The following is a 24,948-nucleotide window of genomic DNA, read 5'->3' as shown; positions in this document are numbered from 1 at the left end:
CGATGAGCGACGATCCCCGCCGTCCCGAGCACCGCCTGACCTACCGTGCCGCGGTCGACCGTCCGCGCCTGACGCTGCCGGGGGGCCGGCACCTCGCGGTCTGGCCGGTGGTCAACGTCGAGCACTGGCTCATCGACAACCCGATGCCGCGCCAGGCCCTGGTGGCGCCGACGGCCGCGCCGCTGCTGCCCGACGTGCCGAACTGGGCCTGGCACGAATACGGGATGCGGGTCGGGTTCTGGCGCTTCCTCGACGCCTTCGCGCGCCGGGGCATCCGCCCGACCCTGTCGATCAACGGCTCGGTCTGCCGCACCTATCCGCGGGTCGCGGAGGCGGCGCGGGATGCCGGCTGGGAGTTCATGGGCCACGGCTTCGTGCAGGTGCCGACCCACCGCGTCGCCGACGAGGCCGGGATGATCGCCCGCACGGTCGAGGCGATCGCCGCCTGCACCGGGGCGCCGCCCGCCGGCTGGCTCGGCCCGGGGCTGACCGAGACCCTCGACACCCCCGACCTGCTCAAGGCGGCGGGCATCGCCTATCTCGGCGACTGGCCGATGGACGACCGGCCGTGCCGGATCGCCACCCGCCACGGGCCGCTGGTGACGCTGCCCTACTCGGTCGAGATCAACGACGTGCCGCTGATCGCCGTGCAGCAGCAGCCGGCCGAGGAGTTTCTGGCCCGGGCGCTGGCCCAGGTCGAGCGGCTGGCGGCGGAGGCGGCGGGCGACGGACCGCTCGGCGGCGCCAAGGTGATGAGCTTCGCGATCCACCCCTACCTCACCGGCGTGCCGCACCGGATCGCGGTGGTCGAGCGATTGCTCGACGCGCTGCTGGCGCGATCGGACGTGGTGTTCTGGCAGGGCCGCGATATCCTCGACTGGTATCTCGGAACCGGTGACGATGCCTGATCCCGACTGGCGGACCCTCGACCGCGCCGCGCTCAGCGCGGCCTACGACAATTCCGGCGCCGTGCCGGGCAGCGCCGACACCATGGCGGCGCTGCGCGCCCGCAGCGCCGCCTTCCGGGCCGGCCACCCGCATTGCCGCGAGCTCGCCTACGGCGAGCGCGAGCGCGAGCGCATCGACCTGTTCGGCTGCGGGAGCGCCGACGCGCCGCTCCTCGTGTTCATCCACGGCGGCTACTGGCAGCGCAACGCCAAGGAGGGGTTCTCGAGCCTCGCCGAGGGCCCGCTCGCCCGCGGGCTCGACGTCGCGCTGGTCGGCTATACCCTGTGCCCGGAGACGACCCTGACCGGGATCGCCGACGAGGTGCGGGCGGCGCTCGCGCGGCTGCGCGCCCACGACGCCGAAGCGGGCCGGATGCGGCGGCTCGTCGTCTCCGGCTGGTCGGCGGGCGGCCACCTCGCCGCCCTGGCGACGGCGTGGCCGGAGGTCGATGCCGGCCTCGCGGTGAGCGGGATCTTCGACCTCGAACCGATCCGCGGCACCGCCCTCGACGACGCCCTGCGCCTGTCCGAAGGCGAGGTCGAGGCCCTGTCGCCGATCCGCCACCTCCCGACGATCGCCGGCCCGCTCACCGTGGCGTTCGGGACGCGGGAACTGCCGGAACTGCGCCGGCAATCGACGGAGTACCACGCCGCCTGGACCGGCCACGGCCTGAGCGGCGACCTGCTGCCCCTCGACGACGACCATTTCTCGATCCTCGACCGGATGATCCGGCCGGACGGGGCGCTGACCGACGCGGCGGTGCGGCTGGCGCGGGGCTGAGAGGCTGCCGGCTCGGGAGCCTCAGCCGGTCCGGCGCGCCGTCCAGCGGCCGGAGCAGCCGCCGAGCCCCGAGAGGGTCCAGCGCCCGCTGCCGGCCGCGCCGCGCAGGCGGCCGGAGACCGACACGCTGGCGAGCCCCTGGCGGATGCGGCCGGTGATCCGGCCGTCCGCCGCGGCCTGTCCGCTGGCGTCGACGTCGTTCCCGCCGGCATCGTCGACGATCCCGCCGCGGATGACGATGGGGTAGCGGTAGGGACCGGTGCAGCGTCCGCTCTCGGTCGTCGCCACGACCGACCACGCCCCGTCGAAGCGGGTGGTCGCCCGGGCCGGAGCGGCGAGGACGAGGAGGAGGGCGGACGCGGCGAGGGCGCGGCTGAGAGGAGTCGCCATCGCCTCACGCGGCCCGCTTCTCGACAACGACCGTGTCGAGGATCCGGCTCTCCCGGTAGAGCCACCGCGCCAGCAGGCCGGCCGCCATCGCGCCGGCGATCGGGGCGAGCCAGAACAGCCACAGCTGCGCGACGTACTCGCTCCCGGCGAACAGGGCGACGCCGGTCGAGCGGGCCGGGTTGACCGAGGTGTTGGTGACCGGAATCGAGATGAGGTGGATCAGCACCAGGGCGAAGCCGATCGGGATTCCGGCGAAGCCGGCCGCCGCGCCCCTCGAGGTCGCGCCGATGATGATGGTGAGGAAGAAGAAGGTGGTGAGGACCTCGGTCGTCAGGCAGGCGACGAGGCCGTACCGGCCGGGGCTGAGGGCGCCGTAGCCGTTCGAGGCGAAGCCCGCGAGGACCCAGCCCGCCTTGCCGGAGGCGACGAGGTAGAGCGCGCCGGCCGCCGCGACCGACCCGACCACCTGGGCGACGAGGTAGGGCAGGACGTGCCGGTCGGCGCAGCGGCCCGCCGTCCACAACCCGAGGGTGACGGCCGGGTTGAAGTGGCCGCCCGAGATGTGGCCGACCGCGTAGGCCATGCCGAGCACGGTGAGGCCGAAGGCGAGGGAGACGCCGAGGAATCCGATGCCGAGGTCCGGGAAGGCCGCCGAGAGCACGGCCGCGCCGCAGCCGCCGAAGGTGAGCCAGAACGTGCCGAAGAATTCAGCCGCGACGCGGCGCCGGATGTCGTGATCCATCGTCTCGATCCTCCTGTCGACGAGTACCGGTTCGGATCGTGGAGAGTCCGGGCTGGCCGAGAGCCGCCAGGAGCCGCCATCCGAACCGGGCATGGCTCATCTTTGGTCGGAACGGCTCGCTTCAATGATACGACCATACCAGGTAAGTCATAAATCGTGACGAAGCGGTCGCTCAGCAGGTCCGTGTTGGGCCTGGACTGTCGCCGGATTTCGGATGTGGAGTGTGGAGGCACACCGGAGCGACTGGAAACGCCGAGCCGCAAAGCTCTGGGGCCGCAACCGAATCGGGGCGACTGTCGGGATGGGCGATAAAGTTCGCTGTACTGGTACGAAAGACCTATTGAAGGCGACGCTCCGGAGCACACCTGCCCCGGGCCGGACCTAGCCCGGTCGCGGCGAGGCCTCCTCATGACCGACGACGTTCCTCGCCGCCCCGTCCGAGAGTCCGACGGCGGGGATCGTCGTTACGCGCGGCGAGCGGCCCCCGGATCGACGCCGACGGCCGGCACCGTTTCCCCCTAACGCGAGACCACCATGGCCATCGATTACCGTTCCGAACTCCGCCGACCGGTGCCGTTCAGCCTCGCGGTCATCGCCGCGGTGCTGCTGATCTGGCTCGTGGTCGCGTCCATCGCCGCCGGCCGCCAGCGCACGGCCCGCGACCTGCGCATCCTCGAGCTGCAGGGCCGGACCGCGTCCCTCCAGACCGACCTCGACCGCCAGATCTCGGCCGCCGGCAGCCTCGACGCGCTCCAGAAGAAGATCGCCGCGGCCGCGCAGCAGAACCGCGACGCCGCCCAGGGCGCCGAGCAGGCGCAGGCGCGGCTGTCCGGCCTGACCCGGGAACAGGCGGCGGCGGAGGCCAGGACGGCGGAGGCGAAGAAGACCGCCGAGACCGAGACGCAGCGCCTCACCGAGATCCAGGCCCAGGTGAACCAGGCCGAGCAGAAGCTCAGCCCCTTGCGCGACGCGATCACGGCGGCCGAGAAGACCTCGGTGGCGAGGACCCAGGAACTCGCCGAGGTCGGGCGCCGGCTCGAAGAGGCGCGCCGGCAGGAGGCGAAGCTGCGGGCCGACCTCGCCGCCATGACCCAGGAGGCCACCACCAAGGCGGCCGACCTCGTCACCGCGGAGCAGAGCCAGCAGAAGGCCCGCGAGGGCGCCGCGGCGGCCCAGAAGGACCTCGCGGAGGCTCGGTCGGCGACCGAGGCCGCCGGCAAGCAGCGCGGCGAGATCGAGCAGGCCGTCGCCGGTCTCAACACGGACCGCGACAAGCTGCGCGCCGACATCGATCAGGGCGGCCGCGACCTCACCCAGGCCCGGGATGCCCTCGCCGGGGTTCGCAAGGACCTCGCCGAGGCCCAGGCGCAACGCGACCGGGTGATCGCCGAGCGGACACAATCCGAGCAGACGCTCCAGCAGCTCACCGCCGACCGCGACGCCGCCACCGCGGCCCTCGACGGCCTGCGCAAGCGTCAGGCCGACGCCCAGGCCGAGCTGGCGACGCTGACCGAGACCCTGGCGACGCGCAACAAGGAGACCGCCGCCCTCGACGACCGGCTCGCCGCGGCGCGCCAGGATCTCGCCGCGACCCAGGCGAAGCTCGCCGAGACCCGCCAGCAGCTCGCCAAGCCGCCCGCGGACGGAGCCGCCGGCACGACCGGCGACGGCAAGCCGCAATAGGCGCCGGGTGAACGGCGGCGGCGCTTCGGCGCCGCCGCCGATCTCCGCGCCCCGCCGGGCGCCGGTTTCACGACCCGCACCGCACCGCCACCACCCGCCCGGCGACGCTCGCCGCGATGGCGCCGGCGCTGCGCGGCGCGGCCTCGCCGGCGGCGGGGGGCAGGGTCCCGTCGCGGCCGAGAAAGGTTCGCAGCGCGTCGAGGCCGACGACCGGGTGGCTCGTCGGCGGCATCACCCCGGCGATCAGCCGGGGCCGGGCCGGCAGGCGGGCGACGAGGCCGACCAGCCGGCCGGACCGGTCGAGGACCGGCGCCCCGGCCGCACCCGGCTGGAGCGGCGCCGCCACCGTTCCGCCCGGACCGGCCACCCCCGGCGCCACCGCCGGACCGCCCTCGCGCCCCGCCGCCACGCCCACCAGGGCCGCGTCGGGATCGGGCAGCCCCGGGGCCGTCGCCGGCGCGCCGGGCGCCGCCGCGGCGGGTGCGGGTGCGGGCGCGGCCGGGCGGACGGGCGGCGACGCCGCGACGGGGGCGACGGGCGGCGCCTCGGCGGGGAACGGCACGAAGCTGTTGGCGATCGCGATCATCAGCCGGTCGAGGTCGCGCGCCAGCGCCTTGTCGTAGGCCAGGGTGAAGCCGCGCACGCCCGCCGCGCCGGCGGCGTAGCGGATGTAGAACTTGCCGGTGGCGGTCTCTCCCGTCACGACGAGGAAGTCGGGCCGGCGCAGCTTGTAGGTCACCTTGCGGTCGGGCGTGGCGAGGGTCGCGCGCTCGAACAGCCCGTCGAGGTCGGCCGCGCCCGGGGCGAACGCCTTGCTGTCGAGGGTCACGCGGCCGTCGGCGCTCTGCCAGCGGGTGCCGTCGGGCTGGCGGCTGCGCTTCGGCAGCCACCGCTCGGGGACGCCGAGGACGAGGCCGGTCGCCGGGTCCTCCCGCACGACGAACCCCGCGGCCCTGCGGGCCGCCTCCCCGGCGGCCAGGAGGGCGGCGCGCTCGCGGTCGTCGAGGAGGCCGGTGCCGGGCGCGCCGGCCCAGGCCTGCCACGCCTGAAGGGCCTCGAAGGTGCGCCGGCCGAAGGCGCCGGTGGTGACGCTGTTGTAGTCCCCGGCCCAGACCAGGGCGTCCTGCACCCGCCGCCGCTCGTCCTCGGGCCGCGCCTCGAAGGCGGTCCGCGCCGCCTCGAAGGCCGGATCGGGGGTGGCGGGCTTCGGCACGGGCGGGCGCGGCGCCTGCGCGACCGCGGGGGCGGGGGCCGCGAGCGCGGCGAGCAGCAGCAGGGCGGCCGGGCGGCGGGGCATCGGTCTGGCCTCCTGGATCGACGGCACGGAGCGTGCCCGGACTTGTGGGCGAGCCGCCCGGACCTGTCGAGCCTCGTTCCACCCCGGCGCCCCGGAACGGGCCTTGCAGAGGCGGCCCCGCCCCGCATGATCGGGGCCTCGCCACGGAGGCCGCATGCCGACCCATCACGAGATCCCGGCCGTGCCGGACACCACGATCCTCGGCTACTTCGACGCCACCCTGCCGCCGGTGCTGACGGTCGAATCCGGCGACACGGTCACGCTGCATGCGCATCCGGCCGGCGGCAGCCGCTCGCTCCATCCCGACCCGGCCCGGGTGCCGGCCGGCTACCGGGCGGCGCTCGCCGCCCACGAGCCGGGCATCGGCCCGCACTTCGTCACCGGCCCGGTCCATGTCCGCGGGGCGATGCCGGGCGACGTCCTGCAGGTCGACATCCTCGACCTGACGCTGACCCAGGACTGGGGCTTCGTCTCGATCCTGCCGCTGCTCGGCACCCTGCCGGACGAGTTCACGGAGTACGAGACGATCCACCCGGACATCGACCTCCACCGCAACGTCGCGGTGCTGCCCTGGGGCACCGAGCTGCCGCTCGAACCGTTCTTCGGCGTGCTGGCGGTGGCGCCGCCGGCGGAATGGGGGCGGGTGACGACGCCGGTGCCGCGGCGGTTCGGCGGCAACATGGACAACAAGGAGTTGCGCGCCGGCACCACGCTCTACCTGCCGGTCTTCAACGAGGGCGCGGGCTTCTATGCCGGCGACGGCCACGCGGTGCAGGGCGACGGCGAGGTCTGCATCACCGCCCTGGAGACGGCGCTGCAGGGCCGGTTCCGGCTCACGGTGCGCAAGGACCTGGGCTACGTGTGGCCGTTCGCCGAGACGCCGACCGACCTGATGTCGATCGGGCTGCACGAGAGTCTCGACGAGGCGATGCGGCAGGCGGTGCGCGAGATGGTGGCGCGGCTGTGCGAGCGCACGAGCCTCACCCGCAACCAGGCCTACATGCTGTGCTCGCTGGCCGGGAACCTGCGCATCACCCAGACCGTCGACGGCAACAAGGGCGTCCACATGCTCATGCCGAAGAGCGCGCTCCCGGAAGAACGCTCATGATCGGAATGTCGGCTGACCGGAGGATGGTGGGCGCGACAGGGATTGAACCTGTGACCCTTCGCGTGTGAAGCGAATGCTCTCCCGCTGAGCTACGCGCCCGGTGACGGGGCTTCTAGGCGGGGTACGCCGGGGCGTCAAGCGGTTCCGCTCCGGCGGCGCCGATTTCCCCGGCCCGCCCGTGTGACAGCCGCGGCGGGGATGCGTAGAAGCCCGCCATGGCTCCCGTCGTCCGCTTCGCCCCCTCGCCCACCGGCTTCCTGCATATCGGCAACGCCCGGCCGGCCCTGCTCAACGCGCTCTACGCCCGGCGCGAGCGGGGCCGGTTCGTGCTGCGCCTCGACGACACCGACACCGCCCGCTCGACGGCGGAGTTCGCGGCGGCGATCGACGAGGATCTCGGCTGGCTCGGCATCGTGCCCGACCGGCGCGTGCGCCAGTCCGACCGCATCGCCCTCTACGACGAAGCCGCCGAGCGGCTGCGGCGGGCCGGGCGGCTCTATCCGGCCTACGAGACCCCCGACGAGCTGGAGCGCCGCCGCCGCCGCCAGCTCGGCCGCGGCCAGCCGCCGATCTACGACCGGGCGGCCCTGCGGCTGAGCGAGGCCGAGCGCGCCGCCCTGGAGGCCGAGGGGCGCCGGCCGCACTGGCGCTTCCGCCTCGATCCCGGCCCGGTGACCTGGACCGACCTCGTGCGCGGGGAGTGCCACGTCGATGCCGGCTCGCTGTCCGACCCGGTGCTGGTGCGCGAGGACGGGAGCTATCTCTACACCCTGCCCTCGGTGGTGGACGACGCCGAGATGGGCATCACCCACGTCATCCGCGGCGAGGACCACGTCACCAACACCGCGGTCCAGATCCAGATCTTCTCCGCCCTCGGCGCCCCGATCCCGGTCTTCGCCCACCACAACCTGCTCACCACAGCGAGCGGAGAGGGGTTGTCGAAGCGCCTCGGCCATCTCTCCCTGCGCGGCCTGCGGGCGGCCGGGTTCGAGCCCGGCGCGGTGGCCTCGCTCGCGGTGCTGACCGGCTCGGCGGAGGCGGTGCGGCCGGTGGCCGACCTCGACGAGCTCGCCGGCCTCGTCGATCTCGCCCACGTCTCGCGGGCGCCGGCGAAGTTCGACGAGCACGAGCTGGAGCCGCTCAACGCTCGCCTCGTCCACGCGATGGATGCCGCCGAGGTCGCGCCGCGGCTCGCGGCGCTCGGGATCGACCCGGCCGTCGCCGCGCCGTTCTGGGCGGCGGTGCGGGCCAATCTGGTCCGGGTCTCGGACGCGGCGGAGTGGTGGCGGGTGGTGCGCGGCCCGGTGACGCCGGCGATCGCCGATCCGGCCTTCGCCGCGCAGGCCGCCGCCCTGCTGCCGCCGGAGCCGTGGGACGGCGCCACCTGGAAGGGCTGGACCGAGGCGGTGAAGGCGGGAAGCGGCCTCAAGGGCAAGGCGCTGTTCCTGCCCCTGCGCCTCGCGCTGACCGGCCTCGACCACGGGCCCGACCTCGCCGGCCTGCTGCCGCTGATCGGCCGGGCGCGCGCCGAGGCGCGGCTGAGGGGCGAGGCGGCCTAAATAGAAACTGGCTCCAAGTATCTGATTTCAAATTGGATATTTGGAGCGCGGGATCCCCTCTCCCACTCGGGAGAGGGGAGGCGTGCCAAAGCGAAAGCCGCCTTCGACCGGGGCAACGGATACAGACGACCACCGCCCGGTTTCATCCGCAAGGGACGGCCATGCCGGTGTGCAACTAAATAGAAACTCGCTGCAAACGACTGGTTTTGCAGTCGAAATTTTAAGCGCGGGATCCCCTCTCCCGGGTGGGAGAGGGGTAGGGGTGAGGGTGGAGACGGTGCCGGATCAGGCCACAACGGTTGAGCTGCGCAGCTCGACGCTGGGCGTTCATCTCGGAACCCGGGCCACCCTCACCCCCGGCCCCTCTCCCACTCGGGAGAGGGGAGCCGCGCCACGATGAAGCCGCCTTCCACGGTTGCAACGGCTGCAGGCGGACCACCGCCCGGTTTCATCCGCAAGGGACGGCAAAGCCGGTGAGCAACTGATACCAACGGCCCAGGATGCTGACGCATCAACGTCGATCTCGGGCTTGCCCGAGATCGGCAGGGCCCTTGATCCATCTCGAATTTCCGATGCCAAGCCCAGACGTTCGGGACCTCGGGCCTGGCGAAACTTCGAGACCGGAACCAGAGGTCGTCGTCAACGACCGTCGGTATCACGCGCGGCCGCACCGCTCTCCGGCCCCCTCACCGCCCCGCGCCATTCCCCGATCAGCCGGGCCCGCTTCGCCCGGTCCTGGATCGCCAGCAGTTCCGGCCCGTTCTCGATCGGCCGCACCGCCGCGGAGGACGGCGACAGGACCGGGCCGTCCGCTTCCGGCACCGCGGCGCCGTCGAGGCCGAAGGGGAAGCTGGTGGCGCGGGCGACGCGCTGGCCGCGCTCCGACAGGAGGTAGCGCACGAAGGCCCGAGCCGCCGCGGGCTGCGGCGCCGAGGCCGGCACGAAGATCGCCCGGCTCAGCACCACCGTGTAGTCGCGCGGCACCACGACGTGCAGGGGCGCGCCGCGCCGGATCGCCGCCACCGCGTAGGAGCCGAGCAGGTTGTAGCCGATCGCCAGCCGGCCGTCGGCGAGGCGGGCGAGGAGGTCGGTGGTGCAGCAGCTCAGCACCGCGTCGGCCCGGGCCAGCGCCTCCAGCATCCGCCCGAACACCGCGCCGGCGCGCAGGTCGTAGGCCGAGAACAGGTAGCCGATGCCCGAGGTGGTGACGTCGTAGGTGCCGATCCGGCCGGCATAGCGCCCGGGATGGGTGCGCAGCAGGTCGATCAGCTCGGCCCGGCTGCGGCGGCGGTCCTCGGGCGGCACGGTGTCGGCGTTGTAGACGATCACCCCCGGCTCGAAGGTGAAGCCGAACAGCTCGTCGCGCCAGCGGGTCCAGCGCGGCAGCGGGTCGGCCTCCGCGAGGCCGAGCCGGGCGGCGCAGCCGTCGTTGACGAGCTTCACCAGTTGGTCGACGGAGGAGGACAGCACGAGGTCGACCCCGCCGGCGCCGCGGCAGGCCGCCTGCATGCGCTCGAACAGCTCGCCGGTCACGGTTTCGGTGTAGGCCACCGCGACGTGGGGCTCGGTGTCCTGGAAGTCGCGGATCAGCGGGCGCATCGCCTCGAGGTCGGTCGCCGCGTGCAGCACCAGCACCAGCGATTCCGAATCGACCGCCGGGAACCGCGTCGTCTCGGCCGCGCGGCCCGGGGAGGCGGCGAGGAGCAGCGCCGCGAGGGCGGCGCGGAGGCGTTTCATGCGGGGTCCTGCGCGGCAAGAGGAATCGCGATCGTCACCGCGAAGCGCCCGTCGGGCAGGGTCGCGAAGGCGAGACGCCCGCCATGGGCGCGCACCACGTCGCTGGCGATCGACAGGCCGAGCCCGGCGCCCCTGGTGCCGCCGGCGCCCTCGAACGGCCGCGTCACCCGCGACCACGCCTGCGGCGGGATGCCGGGGCCGTCGTCGGCGACGGTGAGCCGGCCCTCGCCGCCCTCCGCCGCCACCGTCACGTCGAGCCGGGTGCGGGCGCCGTGCGCGAGGGCGTTGCCGACGAGGTTGGCCACCGCCTCGCGCAGGCTCAGCGCGTCGCCCGCGACCGGCACCGGCTCCTCGGGCCCGTCGAAGCCGAGATCGACCTCGCGCGCCAGGGTGCCGGCGCGGTCGCGCAGGATCGCGCGGGCGAGCGCCGCGAGGTCGACGGGCGTGAAGCGCAGGGTCTCGACCCGGTGGCTCACCATGGCGTGGTCGAGGAGCTGGTTGGTCAGCCGCGCGAGTTCCTGCGCCCTCGCCTGGACCCGCAGCAGGCGCTCGCGCCGCGCCCCGGCATCGGGATCGTCGGCGGACCAGGCCAGCATCTCGACCTGGGCGTTCAGCGCCGCCAGGGGCGTGCGGATCTGGTGGCTCGCCTCGGCGATGAAGCGCTGGAGCACCGCGAGGTGGCGCGCCAGCCGCTCGGTGAAGCCGTCGATCGCCGCGACCAGGGCGGCGACCTCCCGCGGGGCCTCGACGGCGATCGGCGTCAGGTCCTTCGGGTCGCGGGCGCGCATCGCCCGTTCGAGGCGGGCCAGCGGCGCCAGCGCCAGCCGCACCGCCAGCAGGGCGGCGAGGAAGCCGAGCAGCATCATGGCGCCGAGCAGCGCCAGCGCCCGGGCGATGAGGTCGCGGGCGAGGCGCCCCCGCGCCCCGGTGGTCTGGGCCAGCGCCACCTCGGCGAAGCCCGGCGCGGCGATGTCGGGGATCGCGCGCCGCACCCGGACGTGGCGGACCCGGGCGCCGGAGAAGACCCCGTCGCCGAAGGCCGGGCCGGTGCCGGCGGGACGGGGCGGCAGCGCCGGCGGCAGGTCGTCGTAGCCGGTCAGGATCGTGCCGTCCGGCGCGGTGACGGCGTAGAACACCCGGTCGTCGGCGGCGAGCGCCAGGGTCTCGAAGGCGGCGAAGGGCGGGTCGACGAGGAGGCGCCCGTCCTCGACGGAGAGGCTCTCCGAGATCTGGAGCGCGGCGGCGAGCAGCAGGCGGTCGTAGGCGTCGTCGGCCGCCGAGCGGGCGTAGGAGCCCGCCAGCCCCGCCAGCGCGAGCCCGGTCGCGGCGAGCACCGCGGCGACGAGGCCGGTGACGCGCCAGTACAGCGACGGGCGCGCCGCGCCCCGGTCCGGTCGATGTGCCACGGCCTAAGCAGATTTCGCAAAAGTGGTAGCCGGTTTTGCGATAAAAATCTGCGAAAAACAAGAATCTAAGCGGACGAAGCGTTGGCCTTCCAACGCAAGTCTGCTTAGCCGCCGGGTTTCGGCGTGAGCTGGTAGCCGAGCCCGCGCAGGGTTCGGATCTGCGCCTCCGACGGCGCCAGCTTGCGGCGCAGGCGGGCGACGTACTGCTCGACGGCGTTGAAGCTCGGCGCCTCGTCGAGGGAGAACAGGCGGTCGAGCAGCTCGTCCTTGCCGAACACCCGGCCGGGCCGGGCCGCCAGGATCTCCAGCAGCATCAGTTCGCGCCGGGTCAGCTCGACCGGCACGCCGGCGACGCGGACCGAGCGGGCGGCGCGGTCGATGGCGATGTCGCCGCAGACCAGCGCGTTGGTGGCCTCGCCGGCGGCGCGGCGCAGCAGCGCCCTCGCCCGCGCCTCGACCTCGCGGAAGTCGAACGGCTTGACGAGGTAGTCGTCGGCGCCGAGGTCGAGCACCCGCACCCGCTCCTCGATTCCCGCCCGGGCGGTGAGGACCAGGACCGGGGTGGCGTCGCCGCGCCCGCGCAGGGCCTTCAGAAGGGCCGCGCCGTCGCAGCCCGGCAGCGTCAGGTCGAGGACGACGAGGTCGTAGCCCTGCGTGGCCAGCAGGTCGCGGGCCTCGGCGCCGTCGCTCTCCCAGTCGACGCTGTGCCCGATGCGCCGGAAACCCGCGATGATGATCTCGGCGATGTCGGCCGTATCCTCGACGACGAGTATCCGCATCGCTGGGTCAGGTCCCGGGGATCGTCATGGCCCGATCCCGCGTCAGGTTGGTGTCAGGGTCGTGCGCTATCGCCTCCCGACAATAGCAACCCGCGGACCGAAGCCAAGCGCCGTGCCGGCGCCCGCCTCCGGCCGCGTCCAACGGGAGGACACGATGCAGGCCAACGCCCTCGGTGCATCCACGCTGCCGCCGACCCAGACCGCCGGGACCCGCCCGGCGGACCCGCGGAAATTCTGGCCGCTCGGCTGGTGGCGGCTGATGGACTGGAAGATCGGCATCATCCCGCTTCCGGTCTACTTCATCCTCGCGGTGCTGCTGGTGATCCTGACCCAGGAGGGCGAGATCAAGGCCGACGCGCCGACGATGATCGCCGTGCTGGTGCTCGGCGGCTTCACCTGCGCCGAGATCGGCAAGCGGCTGCCGGTGCTGCGCAGCATCGGCGCGGGCGCGATCTTCGCCACCTTCATTCCCTCGGCGCTGGCCTATTACGGGCTGATCCCGCCGCAGATCCAGAAGTCGATCACCGACTTCACCAAGTTCACCAACTTCCTCTACATCTACATCGCGGCGATCATCGTCGGCAGCATCCTCGGCATGGACCGGCAGGTGCTGATCCGCGGCTTCCTGAAGATCTTCGTGCCGCTGGCCGCCGGATCGGTCGCGGCGGCCTGCGTCGGCACGCTGGTCGGGGTGATGCTCGGGCTCGGCGCCTACCACACCTTCTTCTTCATCGTCGTGCCGATCATGGCCGGCGGCGTCGGCGAGGGCGCGATCCCGCTCTCGATCGGCTACGCGGCGATCCTCGGCCAGCCGCAGGGCGACCTGTTCGCCCAGGTGCTGCCGCCGGTGATGCTCGGCAGCCTGACCGCGATCGTGTTCTCGGGCATCCTCAACTACGTCGGCAAGCGCCTGCCCCACCTCACCGGCGAGGGCCGCCTGCAGCCGGGCGGGGACGACGCCCTCGACATGAAGGGCGAGACGGCCAAGAGCGAGACCGGCGGCGCCATGGACGTCGCCACCATCGCGGGCGCCGGGCTTACCGCGGTGACGCTCTACCTCCTCGGCGTGATGATGCACCACGTCGTCGGCCTGCCGGCCCCGGTGGCGATGCTGTTCCTCGCCGTCCTCGCCAAGCTGACCCAGGCGGTGTCGCCCCACCTCCAGGCCGGCGGGTTCGTGGTCTACAAGTTCGTGCAGGTCGGCATGACCTACCCGCTGCTGTTCGCCATCGGCGTCGCGATGACGCCGTGGGACAAGCTGATGGCGGCCTTCACCCTGGTGAACCTCGCGGTGATCGTCTCGACGGTGTTCACCCTGATGGCGACCGGGTTCATGGTCGGGCGCTGGCTCGCCATGTACCCGATCGAGACCGCGATCGTGAACGCCTGCCACTCCGGCCAGGGCGGCACCGGCGACGTCGCGATCCTCACGGCCGCCGACCGGATGCAGTTGATGCCGTTCGCCCAGATCGCCACCCGCATCGGCGGCGCCCTGACGGTGACCGGCGTGCTGATCGTCCTGCGCTGGATCGTCTGACCGGCGTCGCCGGAGACCAAAGCCGGCCGGCCCGTCCCCGCGGGCCGGCCGCGCGCGTTTCAATAGGTCCGGGTCGGCCGGTCGAGGACGCGCCGGCCCATCAGGCTCGCGGCGAGGTCGACCATCAGGAGGGCGGTGCGCCCGCGCTCGTCGAGGAACGGGTTCAGCTCGACGAGGTCGAGGCTGCCGACGAGCCCGGAATCGTGCAGCATCTCCATGACGAGATGCGCCTCCCGGAAGGTGGCGCCGCCCGGCACCGTCGTGCCGACGCCGGGCGCGATCTCGGGATCGAGGAAGTCGACGTCGAGGCTGACATGCAGCCGCCCGCCCGCCGCCGCGACCCGTTCGAGGAAGGCCCGCAGCGGGCCGACGATGCCGTCCTCGTCGATCGAGCGCATGTCGTAGACGGTCATGCCCGAGGCGGTGACGGGGCCGCGCTCCGCGGGGTCGAGGCTGCGGGTGCCCATCAGGCAGACATGGGCCGGGTCGAGGGGCGCGGCGAGGGGCGGCAGCAGCCCGGCGAAGCCCGGCCGGCCGGTGGCGTAGGCCAGCGGCACCCCGTGCAGGTTGCCGCTCGTCGTGGTGTCGAGGGTGTGGAAGTCGGCATGGGCGTCGAGCCACAGCACGAAGAGCGGCCGCTCCTCCGCGGCGGCGCGCCGGCCGAGGCCGGCCAGCGTCCCGGCCGACAGGCTGTGGTCGCCGCCGAGAAAGACCGGCACCGCGTCGGCGCTGGCCGCGTAGGCGGCGCCCGCCAGCGCCTCGGTCCAGGCCGCGAAGGCGCCGAGCTGGCGCAGGGCCGGGTTGGGGTGGGCGAGATCCGCCGCCGGCCCCGGCACCACGTCGCCGCCGTCGACCACGTCGAGCCCGAGCCCGGCGAGCGCCTCGGCGAGGCCCGCCGCCCGGTAGGCGCTCGGCCCCATGTCGCAGCCGAGCCGGCCCGCCCCCTCCTGCACCCGGGCCCCGAGAAGAAGGCAGCGCGTCGTCGTCATGCGGGATCCTGAACCAGGGTCGCGGGGCGGGCGCACGGCGTCTTGCAGTGCAGCATGACCGGTATGCCGGGAGTGGGGCCGGGGGTCAAAGGGTGGGCGGTGCGCGAGGTGCTGGCGACGGCTGGAAGCAGTTCCGGCGGGGGACCCGGCGTTCATGGAGGCTCGCCACGCCTGGGCGAAGCCGGGCATCCGCCTCGCGCAAGCGATCGTCCACGGTCGCCGGAAGCGATCCCACAGGGCTCGCCGGACGATCACCCCGATCTCGCATGACACGGTGGGGTCATCTGCCTTCCACCGATGCTCTCGACGACGCCATCAGTCGAAACATGCCCCTGTGTCGCAGGCCTTTCTGCCATGGCCTACGGGCGAACAATTTGTCTGCAACATCAACTCGGATATTTCGAAATCATCCCCTCCGAGGGCGGCCAGAAATTCTGCAACTCTTGGTACGTTTTTAAAAAATATGCAACTCAAAGCACGGAGCTGGGGTGGTTTCGTGGCCGCGATGCTCTGATACCAACAGTCATTGACAACAACCTTTGGTTCCGCTTTCGAACTTGTGCCAAGCCTCTGACTTGGTGTCGGAAATTCGAGATGAGTCAACGGCCTCGTCGATCTCGGGCCTGCCCGAGATCGAGTCGATGCGTCAGCATCTTGGGCCGTTGGTATGATTTCATTTGCTCGTGCTCCCACGATCCGCCTATGACGAAGCCGCCGCAAAGTCGGGATCAGAGCGTCATGGCCAATGTCAGCACCATCGTCGACCTCACCACGGATGTCGATGATGTGCCGTCCCAAGACGTCGATCAGGCGCAGGGCATGGCCTCGACTCTGGCGAGCGGTGACCGGCTCGATGGCGGTGCCAGCTTCGACGGCGGACTCGGGACCGACTCACTGTCGCTGTCCTATGAGGCGGCGACGTCCCCTGGCGTCTTCCCCGACACCGTCTACGATCTGACCAGTATCGATCTGGACCGTGTGAGGAATTTGTCGATTTCAGGGAACACCGGTCCTGGCGGTACGACGATCGCCAAGGTCAGCAGCCGGGCCCTCGCTAATGTGACGAAGATCTCCCTCTCGAACCGCGCTCAGCTCACCACGGTCGATGCCACGCTCGATTTGACTGGAAAGCTCATCAGCAGCTCGGCAGGCGGCACGATCACGAGCAGCAACGCTTCGGGAACGACATTCACGGTCGACGATCCGCAGGCGGCATTGCTCGTCAAGGGCGGTGCAGGCCGGGACAAGGTGGTGCTCAATCGACGGCTCCTGACGGCAGCCCAGCGCGATCAGATCTTCGCAGCCTCCGTCGAGTCGATCACGGATATCACGGGTACTTACGTCAAGCTTCTTCCCGCGGACGGTGCCGTTCTGACAGAGGGCGGCGAGATCCTCCCGCAGGACGCCGACCAAGTGGTGCAGAGCAAGGCAGCGGCGCTGACGAGTGGGACCCGCCTCAACGGCGGCGCCGGTCACGACGTGCTTGCTCTCTTCGAGTCCGGTATCTTCGATCTCTCTGCTCTCACTCAGTTCACCGGTTTCGAGGAGGTGCGTCTCACCAACACCACCCGTGGCGGCGCTCAACTGACCCTTCGTGATGGCGTCGATCTCACCGTGACGGTCGGTGACGGCATGTCCGCGCCGGGCGAGCCTGATCTGTATCCCTACATGGGCCAAGGCTCCACCAGAATTTACTTGGCCAACAGCCGTGTCACGCTGCGTGGCGGCAACGGCATCGAAGATGTTATTGTTCGCAGATCCGAACAGCTTCGAGCCGGCAGTAGCTTCGATGGCGGTCTCGGGAGCGACTCGTTGTCTTTGGCTTACAACTACATGCGCTCCGGCGAGTACACCGACACCGTCTACGATTTGACAAGTATCACCTTGAGTAATGTTGAGAGACTGGATGTCTCTGGCAATTCCCTTTCCAACAAGACCACCATCGTGAAGGTCAGCGATCGGGCGCTGGCTGACGTCGATATGATATCCCTCTCCGGCAACGCCCGGATGACCACGGCGGACGCCACGCTCGATCTGACCGGGAAGTCGATCCGCGATACCGAGGGCAGCGTCATCACGAGCAGCAACGCCTCGGGGACAACCTTCACGGTCGATGATGCGCGATCGGCGATCCTGATCCAAGGGGGCGCCGGCCGGGACCGGGTGGTGGTCAGGAACGGGACCCTGACAGCGGACCAGCGCGAGTTGATCTTCACCGGTTCGGTCGAGTCAATCACCGACGCCGCGGGAACCTACAGGAAGCCCGGAACGCCGGCCGGCACAGTGGTCCTGACGGTCGGCTGGGACGAGATCCGCCCGTGGAAGGCCGACCTGACGGTCGCGGGTCTCGCCGCGACACTGAACGCCGGCACGCCCCAATATGCCGGTGACAGAATAGCCTATTATTCAGGCGGAGACAGCCTCGATGGCGGTGGCGGCTACGACGTTCTCGCCCTGTCCGGCTCGGGCAGCTTCAACCTCGCGGGCCTCGCACGCTTCACCGGCTTCGAGGAGGTGCGCCTCACCAACACCACTGCCACCGTCGCCAGCCTGACCCTGCGCGATGGTGCCGACCTCATCGTGACCCTGGGAGACGGCACGACCGGGTCCGCCAATGCAACCACCGGCGGCATCGCGGTCCAGCTCGCCGAGAGCCGCGTCACTCTGCGCGGAGGTCGCGAGAACGACGACGTGTCGGCTGTCGAGGCTCGTCAGTTGCACGCTGGCAGCATCATCGATGGTGGCGGCGGTTCCGACACCCTGCGTCTCAGCTACTATCTCGTGCCGGAATCTTACGCCTACGATCCGAAAACCGGAGGCAACAAGTATCTGGGTCGCATCTATGTCGATACGATCTACGATCTGACCAACGTGAGCCTGACAAACGTCGAAAGGCTTGTCGTGATCGGTGCCTTTTATGGGTACGCCGACACCACGACCATCGTCAAAGTCGATGAGACTGTTCTGGCCGGCGTGACGACGATCGCCTTGTCCAACACCGCCAGACTGGTGACGGAGAGTGCGGTCCTGGATCTGACCGGCAAGGCGGTCACTGGTACCTCCGGCACCTTCATCGAGAGCCGCAATGCCACCGGCACGACCTTCACGGTCGACAATGCCGCAGTAGCGGCCTTGATCAAGGGGGGAAGCGGCAGGGACAAGGTCGTCGTCACCGGCCAGACCCTGACCTCGATCGAGCGTGACAAGATCTTCGCTGCCGGCATCGAGACCATCGTCGATGCCGCTGGTACCTTCGAGGACTTCACGGTCCCGGCCGACGGCTCGACCCTCACGACCGGCCGTGATGCGATCCCGCCCTCGGATGCCGACCAGACGGTCACGGCAACCACAGCGACGCTGAACGCCGGCTGGCCCACCTACGGCCCGAGCGGATCGGTCTCCTACACCGGCGGCGACCGTCTGGAGGGCGGCGCTGGCTACGACGTACTCTCGATTTCGGGAGCCGGCACCGTCAACCTTGCCGGACTGGACCGCTTCACCGGCTTCGAGGAGGTGCGCTTCACGATCCCGGCGAGCTCCTCCGGAACCAGCAGCCTCGCGTTGCGCGACGGCGCCGATCTCACGGTCTCGCTGAGTGGCCCAGCCGGTGGCTCCGGCGATGCCGGATCCGTTCAGGTCATCCTTGCCAACAGCCGCGTCACCATCAACGGCGGCGACGAAGCCGACACAATCTCGGCCTCGGCTCCGAGCCGGTTGCAGGCCGGCACGGTGATCAACGGCGGCGGAGGTCGCGATCAACTCTCACTCCAGTACGATCGCTCGGCCAAGACCAACTCAGGCGCCTCCCTCGATTCGATCTACGATCTGAACGCCATCGTCCTGCGCAACGTCGAGCAACTGTCCGTTCAGGGCGGAACCAGCGTGACCCAACGCGGCATGACCGTCGTCAAGGCGGGCGCGTCAGCTTTGGCCGGCGTCGAGGCGATCGACCTCTCCTACGGCGCCACGCTCGTCACGGCAGACGCGGCTCTCGATCTGTCCGGCAGGACGATCAGCGGTCTCTACGGCGGAGGCATCGAGAGCACGAACGTGCTCGGCACGACCTTCACGACCGACCGTGCCGTGGCGGCGGGTCTGTTCCGCGGCGGTGCCGGTCGCGACACCGTGGTGGTCGTCGGACAGACCCTCACCACCGCCCAGCGCGAGTTGGTCTTCAGCGGATCCGTCGAAACCATCATCGACGCGGCAGGAACCTACACGAAGCCGGAGAAGCCTTCCGGTGCCGTGACCCTCTCCAAAGGCATCGACACGATCTCGCTCGGGGCCGGGGACCAAGTCCTCACGGCGACGGCTGCGACGCTGACCAATGGGACATATACATATAGTTCAGGCGCGACCAAGTACTATAATGGCGGCGATGTGCTCGATGGGGGTGCAGGCTGGGACGCGCTGGAACTCCTGGGTCCAGGCCTTTTCGACCTCGCGAGCCTTCGTTACTTCTCCCGCTTCGAAGAGGTCCGCGTCGTCAATCCCACGAGTGCGACGGCCAGCGTGATCCTGCGCAACGGCGGCAATCTGCTCGTGACCCTGGGCGATGGCGGTGCCGCGCCCGGTGAGACCGGCGGCATCACGGTTCATCTCGCCGAGAGCAGGGTGACCTTGCGCGGCGGCAGCGAGGCGGACACGATCCTGGCGGCGCAGGGAAATCGACTGAAGGCCGGAAGCGTCATCGACGGCGGACAAGGCATCGATGAACTCCAACTCAACGTCTTCGACACCGTCGAGATCGACAACGCCTCCTCGGTTTCCGATTCCTATGACCTGACGGCAATCACGCTCCGCAACGTCGAAAATCTCGTCGTTCACGGCCGGTTCGGCGGCACCGCCGAGCCCGCGCCGGTCGTGAAGGTCGATGCCGCGTCCCTTGCCGACGTGAGAACCATCACGCTCGATGACGGTGTCCGATTCACGACAAGTGAGGCGAGCCTCGACCTGACCGGAAAAGCGATCAGAGGGGCGTCCGCGGGGTCGATCGAGGGTACTCGTGCGGGTGGCACGCTCTTCAAGGTCGACAGCCTCGCCGCCGCGGCTCTGATTCAGGGTGGCGCCGGCTCCGACACCTTGGTGGTCGAGGGCCTGACCTTGACGATCAGCCAGCGCAACCAGTTCTTCTCGCACGCGATCGACACCCTCGTCGACGCCGCCGGGACCTACGGCCCGAACGGCTTCGTCAACTACAACCCCACCCTGGTGGCCGACGCTGGGTCGACCGGCGCCGACGGGGCCGTGACGAAGGGCGTGGCGCAGGGCGTGCTCGCCAACGACACCGACCGGGACGGCGATACGCTCCGGGTCACCGCCGTCGGCGGCGAGACCGCCAAGGTCGGGCAGGCGGTGGCGGGCAGCTTCGGCACGCTCACCCTGGCGGCCGACGGCTCCTACCGCTACGCCGCGACCGCCCCGGTCGCGAGCACGAACCACGACCGCTTCACCTACACCGTCGCCGACAGTCGCGGCGGCACCGCCGAGGCGGTCCTCGACATCACGATCGATCCCTTCGGGCCCACCGACGACGTGTACCTCGTCAACGGCCCCAACGACATCGTGACCGAACTGCCAGGCGGCGGCAACGACACGGTGCGGACCTCGCTGACCCGCTACACCCTCGACGCCAACGTCGAGACCCTCGTCTACATCGGCAAGCCGACCTTCCACGGCTTCGGCAACGACCTCGACAACCTCATCCTCGGCGGCCGCAACAGCGACCGCCTCGAAGGCATGGGCGGCGCCGACACGATGATCGGCGGAACCGGTAACGACACCTACACGGTCGACGATGCCCGCGACGTCATCGTCGAGCAGGCCGGGGAGGGCACCGACCGGGTGCTGTCCCAGGTCAGCTACACGCTGTCCGACAACGTCGAGATCCTCGCCCTCACCACGAGCGCGAACCTGGACGGGACCGGCAACGCCGTCGACAACACGATCCGGGGCAACCGGGGCCGCAACGTGCTCGACGGGCGCGGCGGGGCCGACACCCTCATCGGCGGCGAGGGCGAGGACGTGTTCGTGCTGCGGGCCTGGGAGACGGAGGGCGACGTGATCCAGGACTTCGCCGGGGCCGGCGCGGCCGGCGGCGACCGGCTGGAGTTCCGCGGCTTCGGGGCGGGCGCGTTCCTGACCCACGAGGCCGGCGGCGACCTCTACACGATCCATGCCGGGCCGGCCCTCGGCGGGATGAGCGAGACCTTCCGGGTCGCCGGGGTGACCGGGCTCGACCTGCTGTCCGGCACGGCGTCGGGCGACGTGACCTTCGCCGCCTGAGGACCGTCCGCACCGGGCGCGGCCTACCCATCGCGGACCGCGCGCGCTATGCCCCCGCCGACGGCGGGGGGACACGGGTTGCGGATCCGGAACGCGGTGGCCGGGATTCTGGTGCTGGGCGTGGTCGGGCTCGCGGCGGCGGAGGCCGCCGCCGAGCGGGTGCGGCTGCGGATCGCCACCGCGTTCGAGCCCGAGCAGATCGCCGCCGCCAAGCAGGCGATCGAGGCGGCCGTGCCCGAGGTCGAGGTGGCGTGGGAGCGCGCCTCGACCGGGATCCTGACCGAGCGGATCCTGAGCGGCGAGGGCGGGCGGCCCGACATGGCATTCGGCCTCGCGGTGACGAGCCTGCTGCAGTTCGAGCAGGCCGGCCTGCTCGACGCCTACACGCCGAAGGGCGCCGAGCGGCTGCGCGCGTCGTTCCGCGATCCGACCCCGCCCTACAGCTGGAGCGGGATGGACGCCTTCCTGGGCGTGATCTGCTTCAACGCGGAGGTGGCGGCGCGCGACCGGCTGTCGCGGCCGAACTTCTGGCGCGACCTGCTCGATCCCCGGCTGCGGGGCCGGGTGACGATGCCCGACCCGACCCGCTCGGGCACCGGCTACATGCTCGTCGCCGGCTGGCTGCAGAGCATGGGCGAGGAGCCGGCCTGGGCGTTCATGGACGCGCTGCACGCGCAGGTCGACGCCTACCCGGCGAGCGGCACCGCCCCCTGCGCCGAGGCCGGGGCCGGGCGCAAGGCGGCCGGCCTGTCCTTCGACATGCGGGCGGCGGCGGAGAAGGGCGGCGGCGCGCCGATCGACATCGTGGTTCCGGTCGACGGCACCGGCTGGGACCAGGAGGGGCTGGCGATCTTCGCCGGCACCGCGCATCCGGACCTCGCCCGCCGGGTCGCCGACTGGGGCGTGAGCCGCGAAGCCAACCAGCTCTACGCCCAGACCTACGCGGTCGTGGCCTATCCGGGAGTCTCGAACCCGGCCCCGATCTACCCGCCCCACGCCGAGGCGCGGATGATCCGCATCGACCTCGCCTGGATGGCCCGCCACCGGCCGCGCATCGTCGCCGAATGGCGCCGGCGCTACGGCGACAAGGCGGCGCCCTGAGCGACCCCGGCCCGGCCGACTGATTCGCGCGCAATCCCGTGCCGATACGGACGGCGGTTGCCGGCACCCGTGCTGCGGTCAGGCCAGAATTTGCAGCAATACCAAGCCGTTCGCGCCGACCAACCCTGCGCCCGAAGCTTGGCCTTTATCAGCCCATAATTCTTTGCTAACTAACCCATGTTGTGACGCCTTAACCCAGGCTAATCCGATCAAGGCTCGGATGTTGATAGCCGGCGTCATCCTTAGGAGTAAATGCTTTTGGCGAGTGTTATTTATCTCAGCAACGGCGCCACCGAGGCGTCGATCCGTTCGGCCGTGGCCAGCCTGTCCGAGGGCGGCACGGTGGTACTGCCGAAGGATCAGACCATCCTCATCCGCCAGGGTCTGACGATCGATACGACCAGCCGCGACATCACTCTGGATCTCAACGGCTCGACCCTGAAACAGGCCGGCAACACCTCGGTCATCGCGGGCGGCGGGCACATGGGCAAGGCCTCGTCCGTGGCCCTCGGTCAGTCGGGCGGCAACACGACCCTCACCTATGCGGCAGCCCCGACCGGCCTGAAGGCGGGCGACTGGGTCAAGCTGACCTCCGACGACGTGCTGCCCTACGACCATCTGGACGGCGGCCAGCCGACGCGGCTCGGGCAGGCGATGAAGGTGCTGGGCGTGAACGGCCGGACCGTCACGCTGGAGGGACGGCCCCTCGATGCCGGCCTCTACCGGACCAACGTCCGTGCCGGCGAGATCGAATCGGGCACGCTGACCCTCGTCAACGGCACCGTCCAGGGCAACCAGTCGCAGACCGGCTGGAAGGATGCCCTGGTGGCGATCCGCAACAGCATCGACGCCCATGTCGAGAACCTGACCGTCCGTGACGGCAACTCGATGGGCATCAACTTCGGCAACAGCGTCAACGCCCGGGTCCTCGACAGCGCCGTCATCAACCTGCGCGACGACACCCCGAACGGCTATTTCGGGTACGGCGTCCATTCGGGGATGTCGGTTGGCACGACGGTGATCGGGCTCTACACCGAACGGGTGCGCCACGCGACCGACGACAACTCGGTCTGGACGCCCCGGAACTTCCCCGACCTGTCCAAGTACGGCGCCGACATCGGCATGGTCGTCAAGGACACGGTGGCCTACGAGAGTTCGTCCGGCTCGTATTCCTGGCACTCCGAGGGCCGGGGGAACCTGCTCGACAACGTGATGTCGTTCGACTCGTGGGGCTTCGCCGGCCTGCGCGGCGTCGGCAACAAGATCCTGAACTCCGCCAGCGTCGGCGACGACCGCGGCGTGGTCTTCTTCGAGTACGGCAAGGGCGACGGCCGCGACATGGTCGTCGACAACCTCTACATGAAGGAGGTCGCGTTCTACGGCTACATGGTGACGGGGACGACAACCAACAACGTCATCTCCAACAGCTACATCGATTACGAGAGAAACGCGGGGCTGCTCGGCCCGACCCGGCTGGTGAACACCGTCGTGCAGAAGTCCGACGGCAACGACGACGACCGGATGACCGGAACCTCCGGCAACGACCGCCTGCTCGGCGGCGCTGGGACCGACACGCTGCTCGGCGCCGGGGGCAACGACTACCTCTGGGGCGGAGCCGGCCGCGACGCGCTCACCGGCGGTGCCGGGCGCGACCGGTTCGCGTTCCATCAGGTCTCCGAGGCCGGCGACACCATCACCGACTTCAAGGCCGGCGCGAAGGGGGACGTCCTCGACCTGTCGGTGATGGCCAAGCGCTACGGCTGGAAGGGCGACGCCCTCGCGGGCGGGTACCTCGCATTCACGCAGTCCGGTGCCGACACGCTGGTGCGGATCGACAGCAACGGCGGCGCCAACAGCTTCGTGATCCTGGCGACGCTCGAAGGGGTGACCGCCACGAGCCTGACCGCGGACAACATCCAGACCAGCATGCTGACCGGCGGCAGCGCCTACGTCTCGCCGGCGCCGGACGCGCCCGCGACCGGAGGATCGGGCTCCGGATCCGAGGGCGCCGCCCCGCCGGCGACGACGCCGAGCCCGGCTCCGCAGGCCCTGACCGGCACCGCGGCAGCCGACATCCTCACCGGCACCGGGGCGGCGGACCTGATCCTCGGCCTCGGCGGAGCCGACCGCCTCTCCGGCCTGGCCGGGAACGACACGCTGCTGGGCGGCGCGGGCGGAGACCTCCTCAACGGTGGCGCCGGCCGCGACACGGCGAGCTACGAGGCCGCGACGGCCGGAGTCGCCGCCGACCTCGGCCGGGGTTTCGGCTCCGTGGGCGAAGCCAGGTCCGACGTGTTCTACAGCATCGACAACCTTCTCGGCTCGGACCACGCCGACGCCCTGAGGGGCAGCAACGGCACGAACCTCATCGACGGAGGGGACGGGAACGACGTGATCGCGGGGCTCGGCGGCGCCGACACCCTGATCGGCGGCGCCGGTGCCGACAGGCTCGACGGCGGGGCGCGCAACGATCTGCTGATCGGCGGGCTCGGCGCCGACACGCTGATCGGCGGGGCCGGACGCGACACCTTCGTGTTCGATACGCCGGAGGAAGGCGGCGACACGATCGTCGATTTCCGCCACGGCTTCGACACGATCGAGCTCGGG

15 protein-coding genes, 1 tRNA gene and 1 pseudogene are annotated in these 24,948 nt (G+C 71.0%); 9 read left to right on the top strand and 8 right to left on the bottom strand.

All coding sequences use genetic code 11. The features are described 5' to 3' along the window. Positions 1–2: 2 nt before the first annotated feature. Both EOE48_RS14945 and EOE48_RS14940 read left to right on the top strand, forming a co-directional pair. Complete coding sequence (locus tag EOE48_RS14945) at positions 3–908, top strand: polysaccharide deacetylase family protein (RefSeq protein ID WP_127730455.1); 906 nt, start codon at positions 3–5, stop codon at positions 906–908. Beyond that, positions 901–1,728, top strand: a complete 828-nt coding sequence (locus EOE48_RS14940; protein ID WP_127730453.1) for an alpha/beta hydrolase — start codon at positions 901–903, stop codon at positions 1,726–1,728. Before EOE48_RS14945 ends, EOE48_RS14940 begins: the two co-directional genes overlap by 8 nt. A gap of 21 nt (positions 1,729–1,749) precedes the next feature. Here the strand turns inward: EOE48_RS14940 and EOE48_RS14935 are convergent, their stop codons facing one another. Together EOE48_RS14935 and aqpZ are read right to left on the bottom strand one after the other, a co-directional pair. Next, positions 1,750–2,118, bottom strand: a complete 369-nt coding sequence (locus tag EOE48_RS14935; protein WP_127730451.1) for a hypothetical protein — start codon at positions 2,116–2,118, stop codon at positions 1,750–1,752. A 4-nt stretch (positions 2,119–2,122) separates the two neighbouring features. Next, on the bottom strand, positions 2,123–2,860 hold the full coding sequence (aqpZ, locus tag EOE48_RS14930; RefSeq protein WP_127730448.1) for an aquaporin Z: 738 nt from the start codon (positions 2,858–2,860) through the stop codon (positions 2,123–2,125). Between the two features lie 534 nt (positions 2,861–3,394). On the opposite strand from aqpZ, the gene EOE48_RS14925 reads away from it, so the two are divergent. Further along, on the top strand, positions 3,395–4,543 hold the full coding sequence (locus EOE48_RS14925; protein ID WP_127730446.1) for a coiled-coil domain-containing protein: 1,149 nt from the start codon (positions 3,395–3,397) through the stop codon (positions 4,541–4,543). Between the two features lie 67 nt (positions 4,544–4,610). Here EOE48_RS14925 and EOE48_RS14920 read toward each other — a convergent pair whose 3' ends face one another. After that, entirely contained in the window at positions 4,611–5,840 is a 1,230-nt protein-coding gene (locus EOE48_RS14920) for a peptidoglycan-binding protein (RefSeq protein WP_127730444.1), read from the bottom strand. 154 nt (positions 5,841–5,994) lie between these two features. Between EOE48_RS14920 and EOE48_RS14915 the strand changes: the two genes are divergently transcribed. Continuing rightward, positions 5,995–6,948: an acetamidase/formamidase family protein gene (locus EOE48_RS14915; RefSeq protein WP_127730442.1), complete on the top strand. Its 954-nt coding sequence runs from the start codon at positions 5,995–5,997 to the stop codon at positions 6,946–6,948. A gap of 24 nt (positions 6,949–6,972) precedes the next feature. Here EOE48_RS14915 and EOE48_RS14910 read toward each other — a convergent pair. After that, positions 6,973–7,047: transfer RNA gene (locus tag EOE48_RS14910), tRNA-Val, on the bottom strand. 116 nt (positions 7,048–7,163) lie between these two features. Here EOE48_RS14910 and gltX point away from each other — a divergent pair. Then, the gene (gltX, locus tag EOE48_RS14905; protein ID WP_127730440.1) at positions 7,164–8,507 is read left to right on the top strand and encodes a glutamate--tRNA ligase; all 1,344 of its coding nucleotides are present in this window, start codon (positions 7,164–7,166) and stop codon (positions 8,505–8,507) included. Between the two features lie 639 nt (positions 8,508–9,146). On the opposite strand, the gene EOE48_RS14900 is transcribed toward gltX, so the two are convergent. From EOE48_RS14900 to EOE48_RS14890, 3 genes are all read right to left on the bottom strand, one after another. Then, positions 9,147–10,244 carry an ABC transporter substrate-binding protein gene (locus EOE48_RS14900; protein ID WP_127730438.1) on the bottom strand — a complete coding sequence of 366 codons (1,098 nt, stop codon included), beginning with the start codon at positions 10,242–10,244 and terminating at the stop codon, positions 9,147–9,149. After that, positions 10,241–11,650, bottom strand: coding sequence for a sensor histidine kinase (locus tag EOE48_RS14895; RefSeq protein ID WP_127730436.1), 1,410 nt, complete (start codon positions 11,648–11,650; stop codon positions 10,241–10,243). The genes EOE48_RS14900 and EOE48_RS14895 overlap by 4 nt, the downstream gene beginning before the upstream one ends. Before the next feature lie 104 nt (positions 11,651–11,754). Continuing rightward, the gene (locus EOE48_RS14890; protein ID WP_127730433.1) at positions 11,755–12,429 is read right to left on the bottom strand and encodes a response regulator transcription factor; all 675 of its coding nucleotides are present in this window, start codon (positions 12,427–12,429) and stop codon (positions 11,755–11,757) included. Between the two features lie 154 nt (positions 12,430–12,583). On the opposite strand from EOE48_RS14890, the gene EOE48_RS14885 reads away from it, so the two are divergent. Continuing rightward, complete coding sequence (locus EOE48_RS14885) at positions 12,584–13,966, top strand: 2-hydroxycarboxylate transporter family protein (protein ID WP_127730431.1); 1,383 nt, start codon at positions 12,584–12,586, stop codon at positions 13,964–13,966. A gap of 59 nt (positions 13,967–14,025) precedes the next feature. Here EOE48_RS14885 and rocF read toward each other — a convergent pair whose 3' ends face one another. Continuing rightward, positions 14,026–14,955: an arginase gene (gene rocF / locus EOE48_RS14880; protein WP_127730429.1), complete on the bottom strand. Its 930-nt coding sequence runs from the start codon at positions 14,953–14,955 to the stop codon at positions 14,026–14,028. 738 nt (positions 14,956–15,693) lie between these two features. Here rocF and EOE48_RS14875 point away from each other — a divergent pair. From EOE48_RS14875 to EOE48_RS30495, 3 genes and pseudogenes are all read left to right on the top strand, one after another. After that, on the top strand, positions 15,694–21,240 hold the full coding sequence (locus tag EOE48_RS14875; RefSeq protein ID WP_148239786.1) for a beta strand repeat-containing protein: 5,547 nt from the start codon (positions 15,694–15,696) through the stop codon (positions 21,238–21,240). 96 nt (positions 21,241–21,336) lie between these two features. Continuing rightward, the gene (locus EOE48_RS14870; protein WP_246154428.1) at positions 21,337–22,341 is read left to right on the top strand and encodes an extracellular solute-binding protein; all 1,005 of its coding nucleotides are present in this window, start codon (positions 21,337–21,339) and stop codon (positions 22,339–22,341) included. A 252-nt stretch (positions 22,342–22,593) separates the two neighbouring features. Then, positions 22,594–24,858 (top strand): annotated as a pseudogene (locus EOE48_RS30495) (type I secretion C-terminal target domain-containing protein); the annotation flags it as partial. Positions 24,859–24,948 lie beyond the last annotated feature (90 nt).

This window comes from Methylobacterium oryzihabitans, assembly GCF_004004555.2.
Taxonomy (GTDB): Bacteria; Pseudomonadota; Alphaproteobacteria; order Rhizobiales; family Beijerinckiaceae; genus Methylobacterium; species Methylobacterium oryzihabitans.
This window is presented reverse-complemented; position numbering and strand designations above follow the sequence as displayed.

Bases quoted from the DNA above. Each gene is read 5' to 3' on its own strand.
- EOE48_RS14945 (WP_127730455.1), top strand. From the start codon at position 3: ATGAGCGACGATCCCCGCCGTCCCGAGCACCGCCTGACCTACCGTGCC.
- EOE48_RS14940 (WP_127730453.1), top strand. From the start codon at position 901: ATGCCTGATCCCGACTGGCGGACCCTCGACCGCGCCGCGCTCAGCGCG.
- EOE48_RS14935 (WP_127730451.1), bottom strand. From the start codon at position 2,118: ATGGCGACTCCTCTCAGCCGCGCCCTCGCCGCGTCCGCCCTCCTCCTC.
- aqpZ (WP_127730448.1), bottom strand. From the start codon at position 2,860: ATGGATCACGACATCCGGCGCCGCGTCGCGGCTGAATTCTTCGGCACG.
- EOE48_RS14925 (WP_127730446.1), top strand. From the start codon at position 3,395: ATGGCCATCGATTACCGTTCCGAACTCCGCCGACCGGTGCCGTTCAGC.
- EOE48_RS14920 (WP_127730444.1), bottom strand. From the start codon at position 5,840: ATGCCCCGCCGCCCGGCCGCCCTGCTGCTGCTCGCCGCGCTCGCGGCC.
- EOE48_RS14915 (WP_127730442.1), top strand. From the start codon at position 5,995: ATGCCGACCCATCACGAGATCCCGGCCGTGCCGGACACCACGATCCTC.
- gltX (WP_127730440.1), top strand. From the start codon at position 7,164: ATGGCTCCCGTCGTCCGCTTCGCCCCCTCGCCCACCGGCTTCCTGCAT.
- EOE48_RS14900 (WP_127730438.1), bottom strand. From the start codon at position 10,244: ATGAAACGCCTCCGCGCCGCCCTCGCGGCGCTGCTCCTCGCCGCCTCC.
- EOE48_RS14890 (WP_127730433.1), bottom strand. From the start codon at position 12,429: ATGCGGATACTCGTCGTCGAGGATACGGCCGACATCGCCGAGATCATC.
- EOE48_RS14885 (WP_127730431.1), top strand. From the start codon at position 12,584: ATGCAGGCCAACGCCCTCGGTGCATCCACGCTGCCGCCGACCCAGACC.
- rocF (WP_127730429.1), bottom strand. From the start codon at position 14,955: ATGACGACGACGCGCTGCCTTCTTCTCGGGGCCCGGGTGCAGGAGGGG.
- EOE48_RS14875 (WP_148239786.1), top strand. From the start codon at position 15,694: ATGGCCAATGTCAGCACCATCGTCGACCTCACCACGGATGTCGATGAT.